General features: G+C 60.5%; 23 protein-coding genes. 18 read left to right on the plus strand and 5 right to left on the minus strand.

The annotated features are described in order from the left end of the window. The first annotated feature begins 26 nt into the window (after positions 1-26). From RCAS_RS14745 to RCAS_RS14770, 6 genes are all read left to right on the plus strand, one after another. The gene (locus RCAS_RS14745) at positions 27-1,475 is read left to right on the plus strand and encodes a S41 family peptidase (protein WP_012121350.1); all 1,449 of its coding nucleotides are present in this window, start codon (positions 27-29) and stop codon (positions 1,473-1,475) included. Positions 1,476-1,831: 356 nt separating this feature from the next. After that, on the plus strand, positions 1,832-2,641 hold the full coding sequence (gene trpC / locus RCAS_RS14750; protein WP_012121351.1) for an indole-3-glycerol phosphate synthase TrpC: 810 nt from the start codon (positions 1,832-1,834) through the stop codon (positions 2,639-2,641). A 219-nt stretch (positions 2,642-2,860) separates the two neighbouring features. Continuing rightward, complete coding sequence (locus RCAS_RS25690) at positions 2,861-3,118, plus strand: DUF4190 domain-containing protein (protein WP_041332053.1); 258 nt, start codon at positions 2,861-2,863, stop codon at positions 3,116-3,118. Further along, entirely contained in the window at positions 3,115-4,548 is a 1,434-nt protein-coding gene (locus RCAS_RS14760) for an amidase (RefSeq protein WP_012121353.1), read from the plus strand. Before RCAS_RS25690 ends, RCAS_RS14760 begins: the two co-directional genes overlap by 4 nt. Positions 4,549-4,932: 384 nt before the next feature. Further along, on the plus strand, positions 4,933-5,142 hold the full coding sequence (locus RCAS_RS14765; RefSeq protein WP_012121354.1) for an AbrB/MazE/SpoVT family DNA-binding domain-containing protein: 210 nt from the start codon (positions 4,933-4,935) through the stop codon (positions 5,140-5,142). 23 nt (positions 5,143-5,165) lie between these two features. Then, positions 5,166-5,522 (plus strand): type II toxin-antitoxin system VapC family toxin, encoded by a 357-nt coding sequence (locus RCAS_RS14770; RefSeq protein ID WP_198136050.1) that lies wholly within the window; start codon positions 5,166-5,168, stop codon positions 5,520-5,522. A gap of 195 nt (positions 5,523-5,717) precedes the next feature. On the opposite strand, the gene RCAS_RS14775 is transcribed toward RCAS_RS14770, so the two are convergent. The 4 genes from RCAS_RS14775 to RCAS_RS24040 form a co-directional block, all read right to left on the minus strand. Beyond that, entirely contained in the window at positions 5,718-6,200 is a 483-nt protein-coding gene (locus RCAS_RS14775) for a response regulator (RefSeq protein WP_012121355.1), read from the minus strand. Between the two features lie 210 nt (positions 6,201-6,410). Then, on the minus strand, positions 6,411-6,812 hold the full coding sequence (locus RCAS_RS24035; RefSeq protein ID WP_083760316.1) for a hypothetical protein: 402 nt from the start codon (positions 6,810-6,812) through the stop codon (positions 6,411-6,413). Positions 6,813-7,027: 215 nt separating this feature from the next. After that, positions 7,028-7,258 carry a hypothetical protein gene (locus RCAS_RS14785; RefSeq protein WP_041330859.1) on the minus strand — a complete coding sequence of 77 codons (231 nt, stop codon included), beginning with the start codon at positions 7,256-7,258 and terminating at the stop codon, positions 7,028-7,030. Positions 7,259-7,808: 550 nt separating this feature from the next. Next, positions 7,809-8,639 carry an integron integrase gene (locus tag RCAS_RS24040; protein ID WP_012121356.1) on the minus strand — a complete coding sequence of 277 codons (831 nt, stop codon included), beginning with the start codon at positions 8,637-8,639 and terminating at the stop codon, positions 7,809-7,811. A 717-nt stretch (positions 8,640-9,356) separates the two neighbouring features. On the opposite strand from RCAS_RS24040, the gene RCAS_RS14800 reads away from it, so the two are divergent. The 11 genes from RCAS_RS14800 to RCAS_RS14840 all read left to right on the plus strand — a co-directional run bounded on the left by RCAS_RS14800 (position 9,357) and on the right by RCAS_RS14840 (position 16,447). Then, positions 9,357-9,581 carry a hypothetical protein gene (locus RCAS_RS14800; protein ID WP_041330866.1) on the plus strand — a complete coding sequence of 75 codons (225 nt, stop codon included), beginning with the start codon at positions 9,357-9,359 and terminating at the stop codon, positions 9,579-9,581. Continuing rightward, complete coding sequence (locus tag RCAS_RS14805) at positions 9,566-9,898, plus strand: type II toxin-antitoxin system PemK/MazF family toxin (protein ID WP_012121357.1); 333 nt, start codon at positions 9,566-9,568, stop codon at positions 9,896-9,898. Before RCAS_RS14800 ends, RCAS_RS14805 begins: the two co-directional genes overlap by 16 nt. A gap of 235 nt (positions 9,899-10,133) precedes the next feature. After that, complete coding sequence (locus tag RCAS_RS26015) at positions 10,134-10,214, plus strand: hypothetical protein (protein WP_232280253.1); 81 nt, start codon at positions 10,134-10,136, stop codon at positions 10,212-10,214. Between the two features lie 59 nt (positions 10,215-10,273). After that, on the plus strand, positions 10,274-10,588 hold the full coding sequence (locus RCAS_RS24050) for a DUF2442 domain-containing protein (RefSeq protein WP_012121358.1): 315 nt from the start codon (positions 10,274-10,276) through the stop codon (positions 10,586-10,588). Between the two features lie 185 nt (positions 10,589-10,773). Then, complete coding sequence (locus tag RCAS_RS14810; protein ID WP_083760317.1) at positions 10,774-11,058, plus strand: transposase; 285 nt, start codon at positions 10,774-10,776, stop codon at positions 11,056-11,058. Then, positions 10,958-11,623 (plus strand): IS5 family transposase, encoded by a 666-nt coding sequence (locus tag RCAS_RS14815; RefSeq protein WP_269632118.1) that lies wholly within the window; start codon positions 10,958-10,960, stop codon positions 11,621-11,623. Before RCAS_RS14810 ends, RCAS_RS14815 begins: the two co-directional genes overlap by 101 nt. A 36-nt stretch (positions 11,624-11,659) precedes the next feature. Continuing rightward, positions 11,660-11,917, plus strand: coding sequence for a hypothetical protein (locus RCAS_RS14820; RefSeq protein WP_157042659.1), 258 nt, complete (start codon positions 11,660-11,662; stop codon positions 11,915-11,917). 227 nt (positions 11,918-12,144) lie between these two features. Beyond that, positions 12,145-14,298 carry a beta strand repeat-containing protein gene (locus tag RCAS_RS14825; RefSeq protein WP_012121359.1) on the plus strand — a complete coding sequence of 718 codons (2,154 nt, stop codon included), beginning with the start codon at positions 12,145-12,147 and terminating at the stop codon, positions 14,296-14,298. A 103-nt stretch (positions 14,299-14,401) separates the two neighbouring features. After that, positions 14,402-15,640, plus strand: a complete 1,239-nt coding sequence (locus tag RCAS_RS14830; protein WP_012121360.1) for a right-handed parallel beta-helix repeat-containing protein — start codon at positions 14,402-14,404, stop codon at positions 15,638-15,640. Between the two features lie 103 nt (positions 15,641-15,743). Further along, the gene (locus RCAS_RS14835) at positions 15,744-15,935 is read left to right on the plus strand and encodes a hypothetical protein (RefSeq protein WP_041330869.1); all 192 of its coding nucleotides are present in this window, start codon (positions 15,744-15,746) and stop codon (positions 15,933-15,935) included. Then, entirely contained in the window at positions 15,932-16,447 is a 516-nt protein-coding gene (locus RCAS_RS14840; protein ID WP_012121362.1) for a Rossmann-fold NAD(P)-binding domain-containing protein, read from the plus strand. Before RCAS_RS14835 ends, RCAS_RS14840 begins: the two co-directional genes overlap by 4 nt. Positions 16,448-16,983: 536 nt before the next feature. On the opposite strand, the gene RCAS_RS14845 is transcribed toward RCAS_RS14840, so the two are convergent. Next, the gene (locus tag RCAS_RS14845) at positions 16,984-17,508 is read right to left on the minus strand and encodes a hypothetical protein (RefSeq protein ID WP_232280028.1); all 525 of its coding nucleotides are present in this window, start codon (positions 17,506-17,508) and stop codon (positions 16,984-16,986) included. Between the two features lie 189 nt (positions 17,509-17,697). On the opposite strand from RCAS_RS14845, the gene RCAS_RS14850 reads away from it, so the two are divergent. After that, positions 17,698-19,335, plus strand: a complete 1,638-nt coding sequence (locus RCAS_RS14850; protein ID WP_041330871.1) for an acyl-CoA dehydrogenase family protein — start codon at positions 17,698-17,700, stop codon at positions 19,333-19,335. The last annotated feature ends 8 nt before the right edge of the window (positions 19,336-19,343 follow it).

Below are 19,343 nucleotides of genomic sequence, written 5' to 3' on the forward strand. Positions count from 1 at the left end.
AACGATTTCTCGTGTACAATGCAGCCATGATGACTCGTTGTCTCCGCTTCGTGAGTGCGCTGCTCGTCGTCGTGCTGGCGGGATGCGGCAACCTGCCCGTTCCGTTGGGTTCGATGTCGACCACAACGCCCACCCCTCTTCCAACAGCGACGTCGCAGCCAACGGTCGCGCCAACCGACACACCACGCCCGACGCCTCCTGCAACGGCAACGCCAACCCTTGCCCCCACTGCAACGCCGACAGTCACGCCATACCCGCTCCTGCCCACCCCCACGCTTGCGCCGCTAAGCGCAAACGAGCGTCAGGCGGTTTTCGAAGATGTCTGGACACTGGTGCGCGACCGGTATGTGTACGAGGACTATGGCGGCGTCGATTGGGACGCGGTGCGTGCTGAATTTGAGCCGCGCATTGCCCGCGCCGCTTCGGAAGCGGAGTTCTATGCGCTTATCGAAGAAATGATCGGGCGGCTTGGCGATGATCATACGCGCTTCGACACGCCCCAGGAAGTAGCGGAAGAAGCAGCGCGTTTCGACGGCGGCGTGGCATATGCCGGCATTGGCGCCATGATCCGCGATCTGGAAGAAGGGATTCTGATCACCCGTCTCGCTCCTGGCGGACCGGCGGAGCAGGCAGGGCTTCAGCCGCGCGACCTGATCATTGCCGTCAATGGCGTGCCGGTCAGCGACACCATCACCTTTGGTCCTGGCGGTCCGGTCTCGGTGGTGCGCGGACAACCCGGAACGCCGGTGCAACTCCGGATCATCGACGCCGCCGGCGCCACACGCGATGTGACGGTCATTCGCCAGATCATCCCTCCCGATGCATTCCCGATTGTCGAGGCGCGCCGCGTGCCGGGAACCGATATTGGCGTGGTGCTGATCGATACATTCAATGTCTCAGCGCTCGATGAGCGCGTAACCGACGCCATTATGTCGCTCTATCAATCTGGTCCGCTTGATGGGCTGATTCTGGATGTGCGCACCAACGGCGGGGGACGCCTCGATATGCTGCGGCGCACGCTTGGATTGTTCCTCGATGGGGGGACAATCGGCAGCAGCAGCGGACGCGAGCGATCATTCAGCATCGACGTGCCTTCTGGCAAGACGTTGCCACTGCTCGAGCAGATGCCGATTGTGGTATTGACCAGTGATGAAACCGCCAGCGCCGCCGAAATGTTTGCAGCCGGCTTGCAATTCCGTGGACGGGCGCGAGTGGTCGGTACGCCAAGCGCGGGCAATACCGAGAATCTGATCGGGTATGATCTCGATGACGGTTCACGCTTCTGGCTGGCAGAACTGGTCTTCCGCCTGCCTGATGGATCGTTGCTCGAAGGGCGCGGCGTCCAGCCGGATCGGATCGTCGAGATTGACTGGTGGCGCTACGCATTCGAGGACGATCCGCAGATACATGCAGCGGTCGAGGAACTCCAGCTTGTCGGTCGATCAAATGACGTTGCAGAGGTGGTCGAACGTTGAACGCTGGAAAGGCAAGGGGCAGAGACGGGATGGGCGAAAGCGGCGCGCGGAACATATCAATCCCTGTCTCCTGACCCTTAACCCCTGACCCGCGACCTGGTTCTCATACTCATGCGCGGTCATTCGCACAACACTGCCGGGGCGCTGCGGGCTAAAGCCCATAACGCGCTGTGGAACGACACGCTGGTAAAAATTCATTCGCACAACACTGCCGGGGCGCTGCGGGCTAAAGCCCTCGCTAAGGACATGAAAGCCCCGCTGGGGCTTGCGAACCGGTCGCTCGAACATCTTGTCTGGCTGACCGCAAGTTCGTATCAGTTCTCGGTTCTCGGTTCTCAGTTCTCGGTTCTTACACCATGGATACAATGCTCAACCGCATTCTGGCGCACAAACGCATCGAAGTCGAGCGACAGCGCATCAAGACGCCATACGATCAAATGCGCACCCGTGCTGAAACGGCGCCGCCGCCGCGCGACTTTGGCGCTGCGCTGCGCGCCCATCATCCTATCGCGCTGATTGCCGAAGTCAAAAAAGCGTCACCGTCGAAAGGGGTGCTAATCGAAAACTTCGATCCACTGGCGCTGGCGCGGACCTACGCTAGTAACGGCGCCGCCGCCATCTCGGTGTTGACCGACGTCCGCTTCTTCCAGGGTCATCTGAAGTACATAGAAGGAATCCGCGCCCTGTTCGACCGGGGCGCTGCGCCACCGTTGCCGCTGCTGCGCAAAGACTTCATGATCGACCCCTATCAGATCGTGGAAGCGCGCGCCTACGGCGCCGACGCCGTGCTGCTGATCGTCGCCGCGCTCGACGATGAGACGCTGGCGGCGTTGCTGGCGCTGGCCGGCGACCTTGGTATGCAGGCGCTCGTCGAAGTTCACAATGCAGACGAACTCCGCCGCGCCCTGGCGGTTGGCGCGCGCATCATTGGCGTCAACAACCGCGATTTGCACAGTTTCACAACGACCCTGGAAACCACGCGCCACCTTGCGGCGCTTCTTCCGTCAGAAAACCGACCGCTACTGGTCAGCGAAAGCGGGATATTCACCGCCGATCACGTTGCGTTGGTGCGCTCCTGGGGCGTCGATGCCGTCCTCGTTGGCGAGGCGCTGGTCACTGCTCCCGATATTGCCGGCAAAGTGCGTGAACTGGGAGGACGCCTGTGAGATGTCCAGGTTGCGACGGGTTGATCGAGGAATCGGATGTGCCGTTTTGCCCGTTTTGTGGCATGCAAATCCGTGTTTCAAGCGCCGGCAAGCCGACACAGCGCACCAGCCTGGTTATCGACACACCACCTCCCACTCCATTTATTCAATCCTTCATTTCCTAGGGAGACGGCATCGTATGCGCCGGATGGTTACGAAACATCCGTACCGCCGATCAGCATGGCAGCCATCGTCAGTCTGGTGTTCGACATTCTTGGCTGGTTTACGGCGCCGGTCATCTGTTCGATCATCGCCATTGTAGCAGGACACCGCGCGCACCGTGAGATTGCCGCGTCGAACGGGCGGCTCGGCGGAAGCGGACGCGCAAAAGCCGGGATGATTATGGGGTATATTCAACTGGCGTTGGTTGCATTTTTGTGCATTCTCTTCTTTGTCATCCTCCTGCTGACAGGGATAGCCGGCACAGGACCACGATGACCGACCTGCACAATCTCTGTTTTCTGACCGCCGTTGAGCTGATGCAACGGATCCGCACCCACGAGGTGTCGTGCGTTGAGGTAATGGAAGCGCACCTGCGCCAGATCGAACGCACAAATCCGCAGGTCAATGCGATCATTACCCTGCTGCCGGAGCAGGCGCTCGAACGGGCGCGCGCCGCCGATACCGCCCTGCATCGCGGCGATGAAGTCGGTCCCTTGCACGGGCTGCCGGTGGCGCACAAGGACCTGGTGCAGACGAAAGGCGTGCGCACGACCTTCGGCTCACCGATCTATGCCGATTTTGTTCCCGATGTCGATGACCTGATTGTGATTCGTCTGCGCAAGGCAGGCGCGATCATGATCGGTAAGACCAACACACCTGAGTTTGGCGCCGGTTCTCAGACATTCAACCCGATCTTTGGCGCAACCCGCAATCCCTACGACCTCTCGAAGACCTGCGGCGGCAGCAGTGGCGGCGCAGCCGTCGCCCTGGCGTGCGGCATGATCCCGATTGCCGATGGCAGCGATACCGGCGGTTCGCTACGCAACCCGGCGAGTTTCTGCAATGTGGTCGGCTTCCGTCCGTCGCCGGGGCGCGTGCCATCCTGCTCAGATCGCGCCGCCTGGCAAACCCTCAGTGTGCTGGGTCCGATGGCGCGCACCGTTGCAGACACTGCGCTGATGCTCAGCGCAATTGCGGGACCACATCCCTGCTCACCGATTGCGCTCCAGAAACCGGGGGCGCACTTTCGGCAGCCGCTCGAACGCGACTTCCGCGGCGTGCGGGTGGCGTGGAGCCGTACCCTCGGTGGATTGCCTGTTGATCCGCAGGTGACCGCCGTGCTCGAAGAGGCGCGTCCGGCGCTCGAAGCAATTGGCTGCATCGTCGAGGAGGTCGAGCCGGATTTCAGCGGCGCTGACGAAGCGTTCAGGGTATGGCGCGCATGGAGTTATGAACAAAGCCTGGGCGAACTCGCCGACACGCACCGTGACCGTCTCAAGGAAACGATTCTTGGGGAGATCGAACGGGGACGTGCGCTGACAGGACCGCAGATCGGATACGCCGAACGGTTGCGTACCGCGCTCTACCATCGGATGCGCAGATTCATGAAAACTTACGAATTCCTGGCGTTGCCAACCGTCCAGGTTCCGCCATTTCCTGTCGAGCAGCCGTATGTGACGGAGATCAGCGGCGTCCCGATGGAAACCTACATCGACTGGATGCGGTCGTGTTATTTTATTTCAATCACCAGCCTCCCGGCGATTTCCGTTCCTGCCGGATTCACGCGCGACGGCTTGCCGGTAGGGTTGCAACTGGTCGGGCGCTACCGCAACGACTTCGGCGTGCTGCAACTGGCGCATGCCTTCGAGCAGGCGACCGGTCACTGGCGGCGACGCCCGCCGATTGTTGAAATGGGACACGGATGAGCACGGATTGGGACGGATTAACGCGGATGATGAATTATACCAATCACGATTGAAGATGCCGCATGCTTGTCATTCCGAGCGCAGCGAGGAATCTGCGCGGGTTGCGCACGACCCCTCGCGCTGCTCGGAGTGACAATACCGGATGGTCACAGGTAATGGGTATTAATCCGTGCTGATCCGTCACATCCGCGCCGAACCGTGGGCTATCTGGAATGGGACACGGATGAGCACGGATTGGGACACCCCCGCCAACCGCGCCCATCCCGCACCTGACGGGGCGAAAGGTGAAGGTTATGCGAGGAGACGGGCTGTTTGTGCTCCACGCAGAACCACAGCATGATACAATAATCTTACATTTCTTTGTTCGATCATCAGGAGTAAGAGATGGATACCGCGACAATTTCCTCGAAGTATCAGGTAGTCATACCGCGCGCCATCCGCGAGAAGTGGAACGTCAAACCGGGACAAAAGGTGCGCTTCATCGTATACGGCAACCGTCTGGAAATTGTGCCTGTGCGAGACCTCAAGACCGCGCGCGGATTTCTCAGAGGCATGAGCAGTGACATTGAACGTGAAGAGGAAGATCGAGCATGAACGTGGTTGACTCGTCCGGCTAGCTGGAATATTTTACCGATGGCAGGAATGTAGACTTCTTTGCGCCTGTTATCGAAAAACCCGAAGCTGTGCTGGTTCCGACCATCAGCCTGTTCGAGGTCTTCAAGCGCGTCCTGCTGGAAAGAAACAAGGACGATGCCCTGGAAGCGGTTGCCTTGATGAAAGGGGGGAAGGTGGTAGACCTGGACGACAGCCTGGCACTGCTTGCAGCAGAGATCTCCTATACTCTTCAGTTGCCAATGGCGGACGGCATTATTCTGGCTACTGCTCGCGCCTATAATGCTGTATTGTGGACCCAAGACGCACACTTCGAGGGTCTGGATGGCGTGCAATATATCGAGAAAAGGACAACAATGTGAGCACGCCGGTGTGGCAACGCTACTTCGCCACCATCAGGATCGCATGTCAAATCGTCATCCACCACCCGTCGGTGACGGTCACCTCCACCAACGGAGACCAGGAATAAAGTCTCATTGCTATTCTGACATCCCTGGAAAAACATCTTGCGGCATCATGTGCGCTTTACTGCACGGCGCGTAAAAGAGGAGCAAAACCTACACCACCGGCAAGCCAGCCGCCACCTGCGCCATCACCGGTGGGCGCTGCATTAGCGCAGCGTACCGCTGCACGGTTGAACGGGGAACCTCGATGCGCAGCACATCAACCGGAGCGGGAATGTCCAGATACGCGCGCAGAGTGGCACGCAATGCTCCTCGATCAAGCGGGAGGGAAAGATAGCCATCGGCGCCGAGTGCAGCGGCGAGAAGTTCGAGATCGGGACGGGGCGAGAGGAAGATGACCGGAATAGAACGCATTGCCTGATCGGAGCGCAGAAAGAAGTAGATATGCGGGTTGTCGAGCGTGCTGGTCAATTCAAAGAGCACCACATCCGGCATCGCCTGCCGCACTGCCTGACGGAACGCATCGTTGAGCCGCGAGCCAGGAAAGGGGATCAGGAGATGACCGCACGAGGTCGCTTCCTCGCGCACCAGACGCACTAACGAAACTGTATCCGACAGGCAAACCACGCGAGCCATAGGCTTCTCCCCTTGCAACTCCACTCTGATTAAGAACAATGCAGCCATGCGCCGAAAAGATACGGCATTTGTGCAGCGAATGCGCCCATCCTGTGATGCGTCGTCGTAATCGGGTAAAAAGAATGAAATCAGATTGAGGGTAGGGGGTAGGGGTTAGAGCAATGAACTTAACCCATAATACCAATGACGATTGAAGATGCCGCATGCGTGTCATTCCGAGCCCTTCGCTTCGCTCAGGGTAAACTCAGCGAGGAATCCGAGCGGGTTCGCGCAAGACCCCTCGCGCTGCTCGGGGTGACCATGCCGGATGGTCACAGGGAATTGGTATAACCCATTCGTCATAACTGAAGCGGTGGAGAATGCGGGATCAGGCGGGTGTTTCTTGCGAAGCCGTTTGACGACACCGAGGTCTCGATTGTCAGGCGCGGACACGTATTTGATGGGGTCGGCGGCCTCGCCGCGGCGCCAGGCCTGGGTAACGTGGTAGAGGCCACGAAAGACCATCTCGCGCGAAATCTGGTCAACGGGCCGCATGCGTTCTTCGGCAACGGCATCGCCCACCTCAACCAGGAGCGCGAAGAACAGCCAGGTCGCCCAAACGGGCAGGAGCATCCCGTGCAGGGAACCTGTCCACCGAATCGGGACGGAAAGACTCGCTCAACAGGCCGAGTGAGTGAAGGGTCTGAATCCACTGGCAGTCGAGGACATCGGTCTTATGGCGTGCGGGGATCTGACGGGCGACGTTGCCCTGATCAGGCAGCAATGGAGGCTGCGTTGCTCCAGCACCTCGAACGAGGGGTTCCAATAAACACCCGTGGATTCCATCGCTATCGTCTGGATGCCGTTCTCGACGAGCCACTGGGCGAGCGCTGCAGGTCGGCGGTGTAGGCGCCAAAGGAGCGCACGATGTGCGTGCGCTCGGGGCCGGGGAGGCAAACGTACATCTGCTCCGCGCCGATGTCGGCGCCTGCGGCGTGGGGGTTGACGATGGGCAAGCCGTCGGTGGAGCGGATCTCGCCCTGGGCGAGGGACTGGGAGTTCGATTGAGCGCGAGCCATCGCAGACCTCCTGAGAGAGCAATCGTCAGGCCCGGACACCAGAAGTAGGGGCAAAGCGCCGCTTTGCCCCTACTCATCGGGGTCGCTCGAGGCGCCACCAAAGAAGAAATCATCGTGGCCGGAAACCAGGGTGCAGCTCGGGTCGGGCGGTGAGCCCGAACACCGGCGCGCAAGTACGGCTTGCGTGCCTGACGATGTTGAGTATACTGGAAATGTGCGGCTGTTTCATCCGGTGGGAGGGCAGGCCGCGCCTGCCAGGGAGAGGTGCAGGAGAGTCAAGATTTTTTGGCGGAATTCGCCCAACCCAGAAGCGAAAGAAGTCTCAGCGATCGCTGCGGTGCGTTTGACCTTTTTGCACAGAGTCAAAAGGAGGGGTTCCCCCTGATAAAAAACAAAAAAACGCTGAGGGGGTAGCTGCTCCTTGTTACGGAATAGGGTCGGGAAAGTCCAGGGGAGAGCGGACGGCGAGGCTACCGCGTTGAAGGACATGGTGGAGATCATGGTCGTCGTGACATCCGTATGACCCAGGAGTTCCTGCACAGTCCGGATGTCATATCCGTCCTCCGGGAGATGGGTAGCGGGAATGGCGCAGCGTGTGCGGGGTGACCGGCTTTGTCAGGCCAGCGGCTCGGGCTGCGTGACGCACCGCCCGCTGAAGCATTGCCAGGTCCATGGGGTGACGGCAGATCGCGCCTGAGCGGGGGTCGGCGGAGCGGCGAGGAGAGGGGAACATCCACTGCCATGCCCACTCCCGCTCCGCGTGGGGATACGTGCGGGCCAGCGCGTCGGGCAGGGAGACGGCGCCGTATCCCTGTGCCAGATCCCCCTCATGCTGCTGGCGGACCTGCTCGAGATGGGCCTGGAGGGGCTGGACGAGGGAAGTCGGCAGGACCGTCACGCGATCGTTCTCTCCCTTCCCATCGCGCACGGTGATGGTCTGATAGGGGAAATCGAGGTCTTTGACGCGCAGTCGGAGGCACTCCATAAGGCGGAGTCCGCTGCCGTAGAGCAGGCGCACCATCAGCAGGCGGGCGCCGGAGAGGTGGGCGAAGAGCTGCTGGACCTCCTGGCGGGTGAGCACGGTAGGGATGCGTTTGGGCTTCTTGGCGCGGAGGGCGTGGATGGGCTCCTCGACGGGTTGGCGGAGCACTTCACGATAGAGGAAGAGGATGGACTGAAGGGCCTGATTCTGTGTGCTGGCGGCCACGTTCTCCTTGACAGCCAGGCGGGTGAGGAACGCCTCGATCTCGGGGGCGCCCATCTCGGCGGGGTGGCGCTTGTTGTGGAAGAAGATAAAGCGCTTGATCCAATGGACGTAGGCCTGCTCCGTGCGATAGGAGGAGTGCTTTCTGCGCAGCGTCTGTCGTACGCGGTCCAGCAACCGTGGTGGCCGGAGCTCGGGTTCTCACGAATCAGATATTGACATGACATGGTGCTCACGTTGCGCGAAAATAGCAAGCGATGTGGGTCGTTTGTCTTAAAAAGTCAAACCCACGGGGGATGATGCGGACTCCGCATAACCTTCCCATAGAGGGGGCAAAAACGGAGTCTGTATCATCAATCGTTGGGCCGTCTCGTCCGCAAAAACAGGCGTTGAGTTGTTGAAGGCTGCTCGTCATGTTGCAGCTCGGCCACAGCGCGCTGGCCGCACACGGCAAAGGTGGTCAGTGGCGCAGGCAACGGAGAGACAGAGCAGCACCGTCTCGGTTAGGGCGCCCGACAAGGCGGCGCGGGGTCGGTGGGGCAAAGCGCTCGCGAAGGGCGGCGGCCCGGGTGGGCAGTGGTCAGTTGTCGGACAGCGGCGGGCGATGACGAGCGCAGTCGGGGTGCAGCAAGGTGATGCGCAGCGTTGAGCATGGTCGGTCGGGGAACGGTGCTATCCAATCACAGCGTGCCGGCGCGGACAGGTCTTTGCAGGGTCAGGCTCGCTCCGGTGGCACAGGCGGCGTGGTGCAGTGGTCAGTCGACGCAGGCCGGCGCCCTGCCCAACACTGCATCCAGCCGACACGCTCCGCTTCGCTCCGCGTGCGGCTGATGCTCTCGTTGGGCGGGCGCATGCCAAGCCATCAAGGTTGCAGCAAAACAAGGAGAAGAGATAATGCAAACGGTAACAGTTCCTGAAATCGTTGAACATTTGCAAAGACTTTCGCCCGAGAAACTTGTCGTTGTCTACGATTTCGTTTCTTACTTGCTCGAACGCGAGACGGGACAAACGTTAAGCCGAACAGCATCCGAAGCCTTCCAGCCCATGTTGGCTTCTGAACCTGTTCTGCGGCGTGATTGGGAACGCCCTGAAGAGGATCTCGCATGGGCAAATTTGTAAAAGGAGACGTGGTCGTTGTCCCGTTTCCCTTTTCCGATTTGAGTGCTGCTAAAAGACGTCCCGCGTTGGTGGTTGCTACACTTACCGGGGATGATGTGATCTTGTGTCAGATTACGAGCAAAGCAATCACCGATAATGACGCGCTTGCCATTTCAGACAGCGATTTCACGAGTGGCGGTTTGCGTCAAGACAGCAATGTTCGACCCAATCGTATCTTTACCGCCGATTCGAATATCGTTCTGTATCGTGCCGGTGTGTTGTCTCCTAAGAAAGTGCAGGAAGTCATCGCAAAGATTATCCAGATAATTAGTGCCTGAGAAAGAGAAAAGCCCGCCCAACAAGCGCTTCCAGCCGATCGCTTCGCTCGGTGCGCTCGCTCGCGGCGGCTGATGCGCGTGCCGTTGGGCGGCATACGCTGCAAAGTTGAGAGAACAGGCGCATTACAAGGAACGAATGTTTGAATCAAGAGATGGATAATCTATGCCGACCGCCCTACGCGTGGGTCCGTATCGTTTCTACTTTTACTCGTACGACTGTGGCGAACCTCGTCATATGCACGTAGACCGTGAGAGCAAGAGTGCAAAGTTTTGGCTTGACCCCGATGTGGCATTGGCTGAAAATCATGGCTTATAATCGAAAAGAGTTGCGTGACCTTGAACATATCGCGCGAGAAAATCTGGAGAGATTAAGACATGAATGGGACGCCTTCTGCAGTGGTAACCCTGACCCTACCTAGGATCATCCATGTTTTGGTGACAGATGATACGCTGTCAGTGGATTTGGAAGATGGGCGCACGATTTCTGTGCCGATTGGGTGGTATCCGCGTTTGGCGCATGGAACACCTGAAGAACGTGCCCATTTCCAGATTAGCGGTGCTGGATACGGCATCCATTGGCCTGATCTTGATGAAGACATTGGTATTGAAGGTTTAGTGCTAGGGAAAAGGTCAACGGAAAGCCCAGCATCTTTTGAGCGATGGCTTCAGCAACATAAGAAACAGGGGTAAATGCCGCCCAACACGCGCATCCACCTGACGACTTCGCCGCTGCGCGGCTCACCGCAGGTGATGCGCAGTCCGTTGGGCGGCTGTCACTTGCTCAGCGTTGCTAGGCTCTGTCTGACTATCCGGCAACGGTGGGAGCCATCTGGTATACTACCAGGTTGATTATTGTCAATCTGCGAGGATACCAGATGCGCCGCTACGAGTTGAGTAATGCCCAGTTTGCCTTGCTGGAGCCCTATCTTCCGAAGAATGGCTCGGTCGGTCATCCCTGGGCTGACCACCGTCGGATCTTGAACGGCCTGTTCTGGAAGCTGCGCTCAGGTGCGCCCTGGCGTGATATTCCCGACCGCTATGGCCCCTGGCAGACGATCTATGACCGCTACGTGTTCTGGCGTCGCAACGGTACCTGGGAGCGCATCTTGCGCGCCCTGCAAGTCGAGCTCGACGCGCACGGCGAGATTGATTGGAGCTAGTTCAACGTCGACAGTACCGTCATTCGTGGGTCGCGCGCGGCGGCGGGTGCTCGTCGCGACGGCCTTTGACCCGGAGGAACCAGCCGACCATGCGCTTGGTCGCTCACGCGGTGGCTTCGGCGCCAAGATCCACCTGCTGTGCGATGGCAACGGCGTTCCGCTCAGCGCCTTCCTCTTGCCAGGACAGGCGCACGAGTCCACACAATTCGAACCCCTCGTCGACAGCGTAGCGATTGCTCGCCGTGCCACCGGTCGTACCCGTACCCGCCCCACACGCATTGCTGCGGACCGCGCCTATCACGCGCAGCGAATCCGACAGTGGCTCCGTCAGCACGGCATCCAGGCGGTCATCCCGCCACGGAAGTCGAAGGGCAAGGTGCGACGCGGCCGGCCCATCACCTACAACGCTATCCACTACCGCGCTCGCAATGCGATTGAACGCTGTGCGGGCTGGCTCAAGGAGTGTCGGTCGCTCGCCACGCGCTTCGAGAAGCTCGCCGTCAACTATCTCCAGATCGTCAAGCTGGCCTTCATCGAGCGCTATCTGCGCCTTCTGGCGCCCTAACTTATTGTCAGACAGAGCCTAGCCCAGAGGGCAGGAATGGATACCATGTTTGGATTGACGATTTCTCTCAGACGCAGCTGCGACAGTTTACAGCGGATTGCCGACAAGCAGATGCCGGTTCGCGAAGTGGCGGACTGGGAGAAGCGTCGCAACCAGGCGGCGATCAAGGTGATATGGCAGTTCACCACCACCGATGCTCGCATCAAGATCAGGCGACTCTATCCGGTTAAAAGAGCAGGGTCTAACCTGACGAGACAATGGGCCGCCGTGCTGGCCCGGCGCGAAAAGGGGTGATCCGCGCTGCCGGCTCTTGGGTGACGCCTGCCGCGACAGTATCCGCAGCAAAGCAGATGTGGAAGGGCAGGTATAGCCCGGCGGGGAAGCATTCTCAAATGCTGCCTGTCATCCTTGCCGCTTTACAACAATAGAGATTTAGGCATATAATTTGCCCAGATCAAACATACCTCTGCTGGTCAAATAATCTGCACCCATGAGATACACACCGCTCAAGAAGTCTGGCGATGAGCAACATTCTCTTCCGTCTTTTTTCTGTTTGCTCGATCCTGGCGGCGCTGCTTGCAGCGCAGCGCGCCCACCCGGCCTATGCGGCGAGCTACGTCGTCAACTCGCTGGCGGACAACACCACCAACGACGCCTTCTGCACCCTGCGCGAAGCGATCCTGGCAGCGAACGACGCGGCTGCCAATGATTGCGGCGCAGGCAGCGGCGGCGACGACACCATCACCTTCAGCGTGAGCGGGACGATTGTGCTTGGCTCGACCCTGCCCGCCATCGTCTCCGGGCAGGGCAAGCTGACCATTGACGGCGGGGGCGGCATCACCGTCAGCGGGAACAACAGCGTGCGGGTGATGGTCGTCAACAGCGGCGCCGACCTCACCCTGCGCAACATCACCATCGCCAACGGATCGATCGGCGGCTTCGGCGGCGGCATCTACAACAACGGCGGCACGCTGACGGTCATCAACAGCACCTTCTCCGCCAACAGCGCCTCCGGCCCCTGGGGCGGCGGCGGCGGCATCTACAACGCCAGCGGCGGCACGCTGACGGTGACCAACAGCACCTTCTCGGGCAACAGCGCCAGCGGCCCCTTCGGCGGCGGCGGCATCTTCAACGCCGGCACGCTGACGGTGACCAACAGCACCTTCTCCGCCAACAGCGCCGGCTTCGGCGGCGGCATCTACAACGGCGGCACGCTGACGGTGACCAACAGCACCTTCTCCAACAACAGCGCCAGCGGCACAGGCGGCGGCATCTTCAACGATGGCGGCGCCACGCTGACGCTCAAGAACACCATCATCGCCAACAGCACCAGCGGCGGGGATTGCATAAATGCCGGAACGGTAGACACCACCAACTCGATCAACAACCTCATCAAAGACACCGGGGCCAACGCCTGCGGCCTGACGCACGGCACGAACGGCAACATCATCGGCTCCGACCCCGACCTGGGCGCGCTGACCGGCTCGCCGGCCTACTTCCCGCTGCTGCCCGGCAGCCCGGCCATTGACAAAGGCGATAACGCCACCTGCGCCGCCGCGCCGGTTAATAACCAGTCGCAAAACGGCGTGACGCGCCCGCAGGATGGAGACGGCAACAACACAGCGGTCTGCGACATCGGCTCCTACGAACGCACCCTTCAGCCTGCCGCCTATGTGGTCAACACGCTGAACGACAATGTGACAGCCGGCGACGGCCAGTGCAGCCTGCGCGAAGCGATCCTGGCGGCGAACAACGACTCTGCCTACAACAGCCTGAGCGGTTGCGGGGCTGCCAGCAGCCTGGACGACACCATCACCTTCAGCGTGAGCGGGACGATTGTGCTTGGTTCGACCCTGCCTGCCATCGTCAGCGGGCAGGGCACGTTGACCATTGACGGCGGGGGCAGCATCACCGTCAGCGGGAACAACAGCGTGCGGGTGATGGTCGTCAACAGCGGCGCCGACCTCACCCTGCGCAACATCACCATCGCCAACGGATCGAGCGGCGGCTTCGGCGGCGGCATCTACAACAACGGTGGCACGCTGACGGTTGAGAGCAGCACCTTCTCCGCCAACAGCGCCGGCTTCGGCGGCGGCATCTTCAACGCCAGCGGCGGCACGCTGACGGTGACCAACAGCACCTTCTCCAACAACAGCGCCACCTTAGGCGGCTTCGGCGGCGGCATCTTCAACGCCGGCACGCTGACGGTGACCAACAGCACCTTCTCGGGCAACAGCGCCAGCGGCATAGGCGGCGGCATCTTCAACGATGGCGGCGGCACGCTGACGCTCAAGAACACCATCATCGCCAACAGCACCAGCGGCGGGGATTGCATAAATGCCGGAACTGTCACCACCGACTCGATCAACAACCTCATCGAAGGCACCGGGGGCAATGCCTGCGGCCTGACGAACGGCACGAACGGCAACATCATCGGCTCCGACCCCAACCTGGGCGCGCTGACCGGCTCCCCGGCCTACTACCCTCTCAACGTGGGCAGCCCGGCCATTGACGCCGGTGACAACGCCACCTGCGCCGCCATGCCGGTCAACAACCAATCCCAAAACGGCGTGACCCGCCCGGTGGATGGCGATATGAACGGGGTGGCGGTCTGCGACATTGGCGCGTATGAACGGCCACTCGTCAAAGTCTACCTGCCCCTGATTGCGCGGTGAGCGATGGGGCGCGAGATGGGTCTCGCACCGGCTCAGGAGCGTTCGCTGGGACAGAGATTGTGATTTTCAACCCATCGCATCATTTCTTGCGGAGGTCAAAACCATGAACGCCAGCCTCACTCTTCGTCTGCTCTCTACGTTGCTGCTGGCGGCGCTGCTTGCGGCGCCGGGCGCGCGGCCGGCCTACGCGGCAGGGTATGTGGTCAACTCGCTGGCGGATAACACCAGCAACGACAGCCAGTGCACCCTGCGCGAAGCGATTCAAGAAGCCAACAACGGCACGGACACCGACTGCCCCGGCTCGCCGAGCAACGCCAACGACACCATCACCTTCAGCGTGAGCGGGACGATTACGCTCAGCTCGCCCCTGCCCGCCATCGTCTCTGGGCAGGGCGCGTTGACCATTGACGGCGGGGGCAGCATCACCGTCAGCGGGAACAACAGCGTGCGGGTGATGGTCGTCAACAGCGGCGCCGACCTCACCCTGCGCAACATCACCATCGCCAACGGATCAAGCGGCTCCGGCGGCGGCATCTACAACGCCGGCACGCTGACGGTGACCAACAGCACCTTCTCCAGCAACAGCGCCATCTTCGGCGGCGGCATCTACAACGCCAGCGGCGGCACACTGACGGTGACCAACAGCACCTTCTCCAGCAACAGCGCCGACTTCGGCGGCGGCGGCGGCATTTACAACGCCGGCGGCGGCGCGCTGACGGTGACCAACAGCACCTTCTCCAGCAACAGCGCCGACTCAGACGGCGGCGGCGGCATTTACAACGCCGGCGGCGGCGCGCTGACGGTGACCAACAGCACCTTCTCCAACAACAGCGCCGACGGCGGCGGCGGCGGCATCGCCAACGCCGGCACGCTGACGGTGACCAACAGCACCTTCTCGGGCAGCAGCGCCAGCGGCCCCTTCGGCGGCGGCGGCATCCGCAACGCCGGCACGCTGACGCTCAAGAACACCCTCATCGCCAACAGCACCAACGGGGATTGCACAAATTTCGGAACTGTCACCACCGACTCCATCAACAACCTCATCGAAAACAGCGGCAGCAATGCCTGCGGCCTGACGAACGGCACGAACGGCAACATCATCGGCTCCGACCCGGACCTCGGCGCGCTGACCGGCTCCCCGGCCTACTTCCCGCTGCTGCCCGGCAGCCCGGCCATTGACAAAGGCGATAACGCCACCTGCGCCGCCATGCCGGTCAACAACCAATCCCAAAACGGCGTGACCCGCCCGGTGGATGGCGATATGAACGGGGTGGCGGTCTGCGACATTGGCGCGTATGAACGGCCACTCGTCAAAGTCTACCTGCCCCTGATTGCGCGGTGAGCGATGGGGCGCGAGATGGGTCTCGCACCGGCTCAGGAGCGTTCGCTGGGACAGAGATTGTGATTTTCAACCCATCGCATCATTTCTTGCGGAGGTCAAAACCATGAACGCCAGCCTCACTCTTCGTCTGCTCTCTGCTTGCAGCGCCGCCGCCCATATCCGCATCCTGGTACGGACAAACTCTCCCTACCAACCGTTGATTGAGGCAGGGGCGCAGCCGGTCGATGGTGAGGGAAACGACTCGCTATCGCCGGCGCTTGCCTTCGCAGGAATCGACACCGTGATCACACTGTGATCACAATCGCTCCCGCAGTCCAGCGCGGCGGAGACGATACCATCGAGTCCGTCGATCTGACCGGCAACCAGAGTCTGATTGATGCGGTCGCGCCGGCGGGTGTGAGGCAGATCATCTTTGTCTCGACCATCGCCAGCGACCCGAAGAGTCCAGCGCCAATCTTCCGGGCAAAGGGGGCGGCGGAAGCCCGTCTGCGGGAAAGCGGCAACGGCACGCCTGCCCGCTTGAGCGTCCTGGTCAGTGCGGCGACGGATGGGATTGGTCGCCGCATCATCGTCGGCATGACCGCAATCATCAAAGACAGGTTCACGATCCGCACGGTAGAATGCGTCTTGGAATGGGAGGAGATGGCAGGACTGAGAAGCTTGTCACATTGCGCCTGGAGCGTTTCGTCCTGTGGACCCGGCACGTTGACGCGCCGTCCATGGTCAGGGGTGCGTGGTTTCTTTGCTCGCATCATGCCCCGCATATACGCGCTTGTGGGTCGAAATGTCCAGGGTATGTCGCCTTAAGGTATGAGCAATGCTCATAACCCTTATTCCCCGACCTCGCGCTCCCACTCTTCACCTGCCTGTCTGCCCGCTCATCAGCTCACCTGCATCTTTCCCACCTTCGACCTGCAACCTTCGCATCTGCAACGGGGCAATATGCCCCCTCTGCGGGCGCGCCAGCGCCACGCCCCTACCTTTTTGTAACCTTCCCACGTTCAACGTGCAACCTTCCACGGGCAATATGCCCCCTGTGCGGGCGCGCCAGCGCCACGCCCCTGCTGGTAACTTTCCCCTGCAACCTGCAACCGTCTTACCACTCACTGCATCCCAATTTCCGTCCACGATCGCGGTCTTTTGACCACAAGAGAAGGTTGCAATCTTTGGCAGTTTATGTAAGAATAGAAGGTGACGACGATCAGCAGCAACCCATCTTTCACCTTTTTCCGCATCTCAGCATCCAGACGCAGCGCCGAGTCTTTCACGAGCGGTACAGGGCGCACTCTTAACCTGGAGAATCGCTCACAACCGACATCCGGCAATGGCGCCTGTCAGGTGATTCATGGCGCTGCGGCAACATACAAAACGCTGATCGTTCGTCGGTTTGCGCCACGGCACAGGGCGACACCATCGCCGGCAAGCATGCTCTGCCAGAAGTCCTGGTGGCGCCAGTTCGGTCGCAGCGTCGCTTCGATGATGAGGAAACGCGGGTAGCCAAACGTCGGATCGTACCTGGCGTACACGCGAAGGTGCGTTTCACATGCGCACCCGCGCACGCCACACACCGGCGTGATGGTTCCATCGCCGTCGGCGACAAGAAACAACGTCTCGATCGTGCGCGCGCGGAGATTGCAACTGTCGCGATAACTGCCGGTGATCTGTCCCCGACGCACCACCACGTCGTAGGTGCAGTCGCCATCTTCCACCACCAACCGGTAGTCGCGGAAGGGGCGTTGTTCCCACAAGGCGCGGGCATTGAAGCGTTCACGCTGGCGGTTCAGTCGTTCCTGTTCACCAGCGCCGATCCAGGCGCCGATAGCAACACACGCGATCAAAAGGATCGTAAAACCGGCAGCGAGATACAAGGCGATATGCTTCTTCATCATCATATACCGCAGTGTATCGCAAAAGTTACAGACAGGTGAAGAGTTCTTTCCATACGATAGATAGTTCTTTCCTGCATGTCGCAGTGCGCATCGGTACAATCTGCAAGGATTTCCGTGAAGTCGGGTACAAGCATGTCCCATGCGGTACGTTGTGAGGAGGAGCCTGCAATGACCACTCTGGATGTCGAGACGCTCGATATGGTTCTGTCGACGCTGCGCGAATACGCTGAACGGAAACTGACGCCTGAATATCTCCGCCATCTCGATCATAACGACGAATTCCCCGCTGAAGTGCTGAAAGACCTGTACGATCCCAACAAACTTGGCATTCACCTGCTGTTCATTCCCGAAGAGTACGGCGGTTTGGGCGGCGGGGCATATGATATTTATCGTGTGTCGGAAGCGATGGCTGCCATCGACCTTGGCATTGCGACCGGCGTTCTGGCGACGTTCCTCGGCACCGATCCGATCACCGTCGGCGGTACCGAGGAGCAGAAAAAATACTGGATGGGGCGCATTGCCGAGGAAGGGTTGCTGGTGGCATACGGCGCCACCGAGCCGCAGGCCGGCTCCGACCTCGCAACGCTGACAACCAAAGCCGTGCCGGTGGTCGAGGACGGCAAGGTGATCGGGTACAAGATCAGCGGGCGTAAGCAGTGGATCTCGAACGGCGGCGTCGCCAAAATCTATACGATCCTGGCGAACGCGCCCGGCGGCATCTCCTGGTTTATCGTTGAGCACGACGCCCCCGGCTTCACCAAAGGCAAACCGGAAGACAAACATGGCATCCGCGCCTCGAATACCGCAGCGCTGTTCCTCGATGAAGTCTTCGTCCCTGCCGACCGGTTGGTTGGCGGCGTGGAAGGCAAAGGACTGGCGCAGGCAGCGGCAGTCTTCGGCTATACCCGCCTGATGGTTGGATCGTTTGGTCTTGGCGCCGGATGGGAGGCGATGCGCCGCGCCATTCGCTATGCGCAAACGCGCATTCAGGGTGGAAAGCCGCTCAGCCAGCAGCAGGGGCTGACGCATAAACTGATTGTGCCGAACGTTGCTCGCCTTGAAGCGGCGCGCCATTATATCGAGTGGGTCGCCGAAACGATCGATGGCGGCAATGATCAGCAGCAGACCGAAGGCGCAGTGGCGAAGTATATGGCGACGGAGGCAGGGAATAAGGCTGCCGAAGACGCCATTCAAGTCCACGGCGGGTATGGCTACACCAAAGAGTACATGGTCGAGAAGATCAAGCGCGATGTGCGCATTACCTGCATCTATGAGGGCACATCTGAGATCATGGAGTGGACGATTGCCCGCGACCGCTGGCAGTTCCATCTGAAGACGAAGGGCGCCTACTACCACGATTGGGCGGCGCGCGTTGAGCAGGTGCATCAGCGTGAACCGAACAATGGCGCGAATGTCGCGGCACTGGCGATGCATGCGCTGGCGAATGTGCTCGAGCGCGCGCGTATCGACCGCCTGACGCGCAATCAGCATATTCTGTTCCGCCTCGGCGAACTGATCGCCTGGGCTGAGACCGCAGCGATCTTCAGCGAACGGGTGAGCAGCAAGCCGACGGTCGCCTCTGGTCTTGATCTGCCGACTGAACAGGCGCTGGCGCGCATTTTCGCGCGCATGGCCGCCTACAAGGTCGCCACCGACGGACTCGCCTGGTTGATCGGCGCCGGTCAGACCGACCCGAACCTGGCGAATACGCTCAACCTGCCCGCCATCTTTGCCGCACAGGCCGGGCAGATCGCAGATATGGATTTTGTCGCGGCGAAATTGGTCGAGGCATTCCCGGCAGCCTGAAAGGGAGA

Source organism: Roseiflexus castenholzii DSM 13941 (assembly GCF_000017805.1).
Lineage (GTDB): Bacteria > Chloroflexota > Chloroflexia > Chloroflexales > Roseiflexaceae > Roseiflexus > Roseiflexus castenholzii.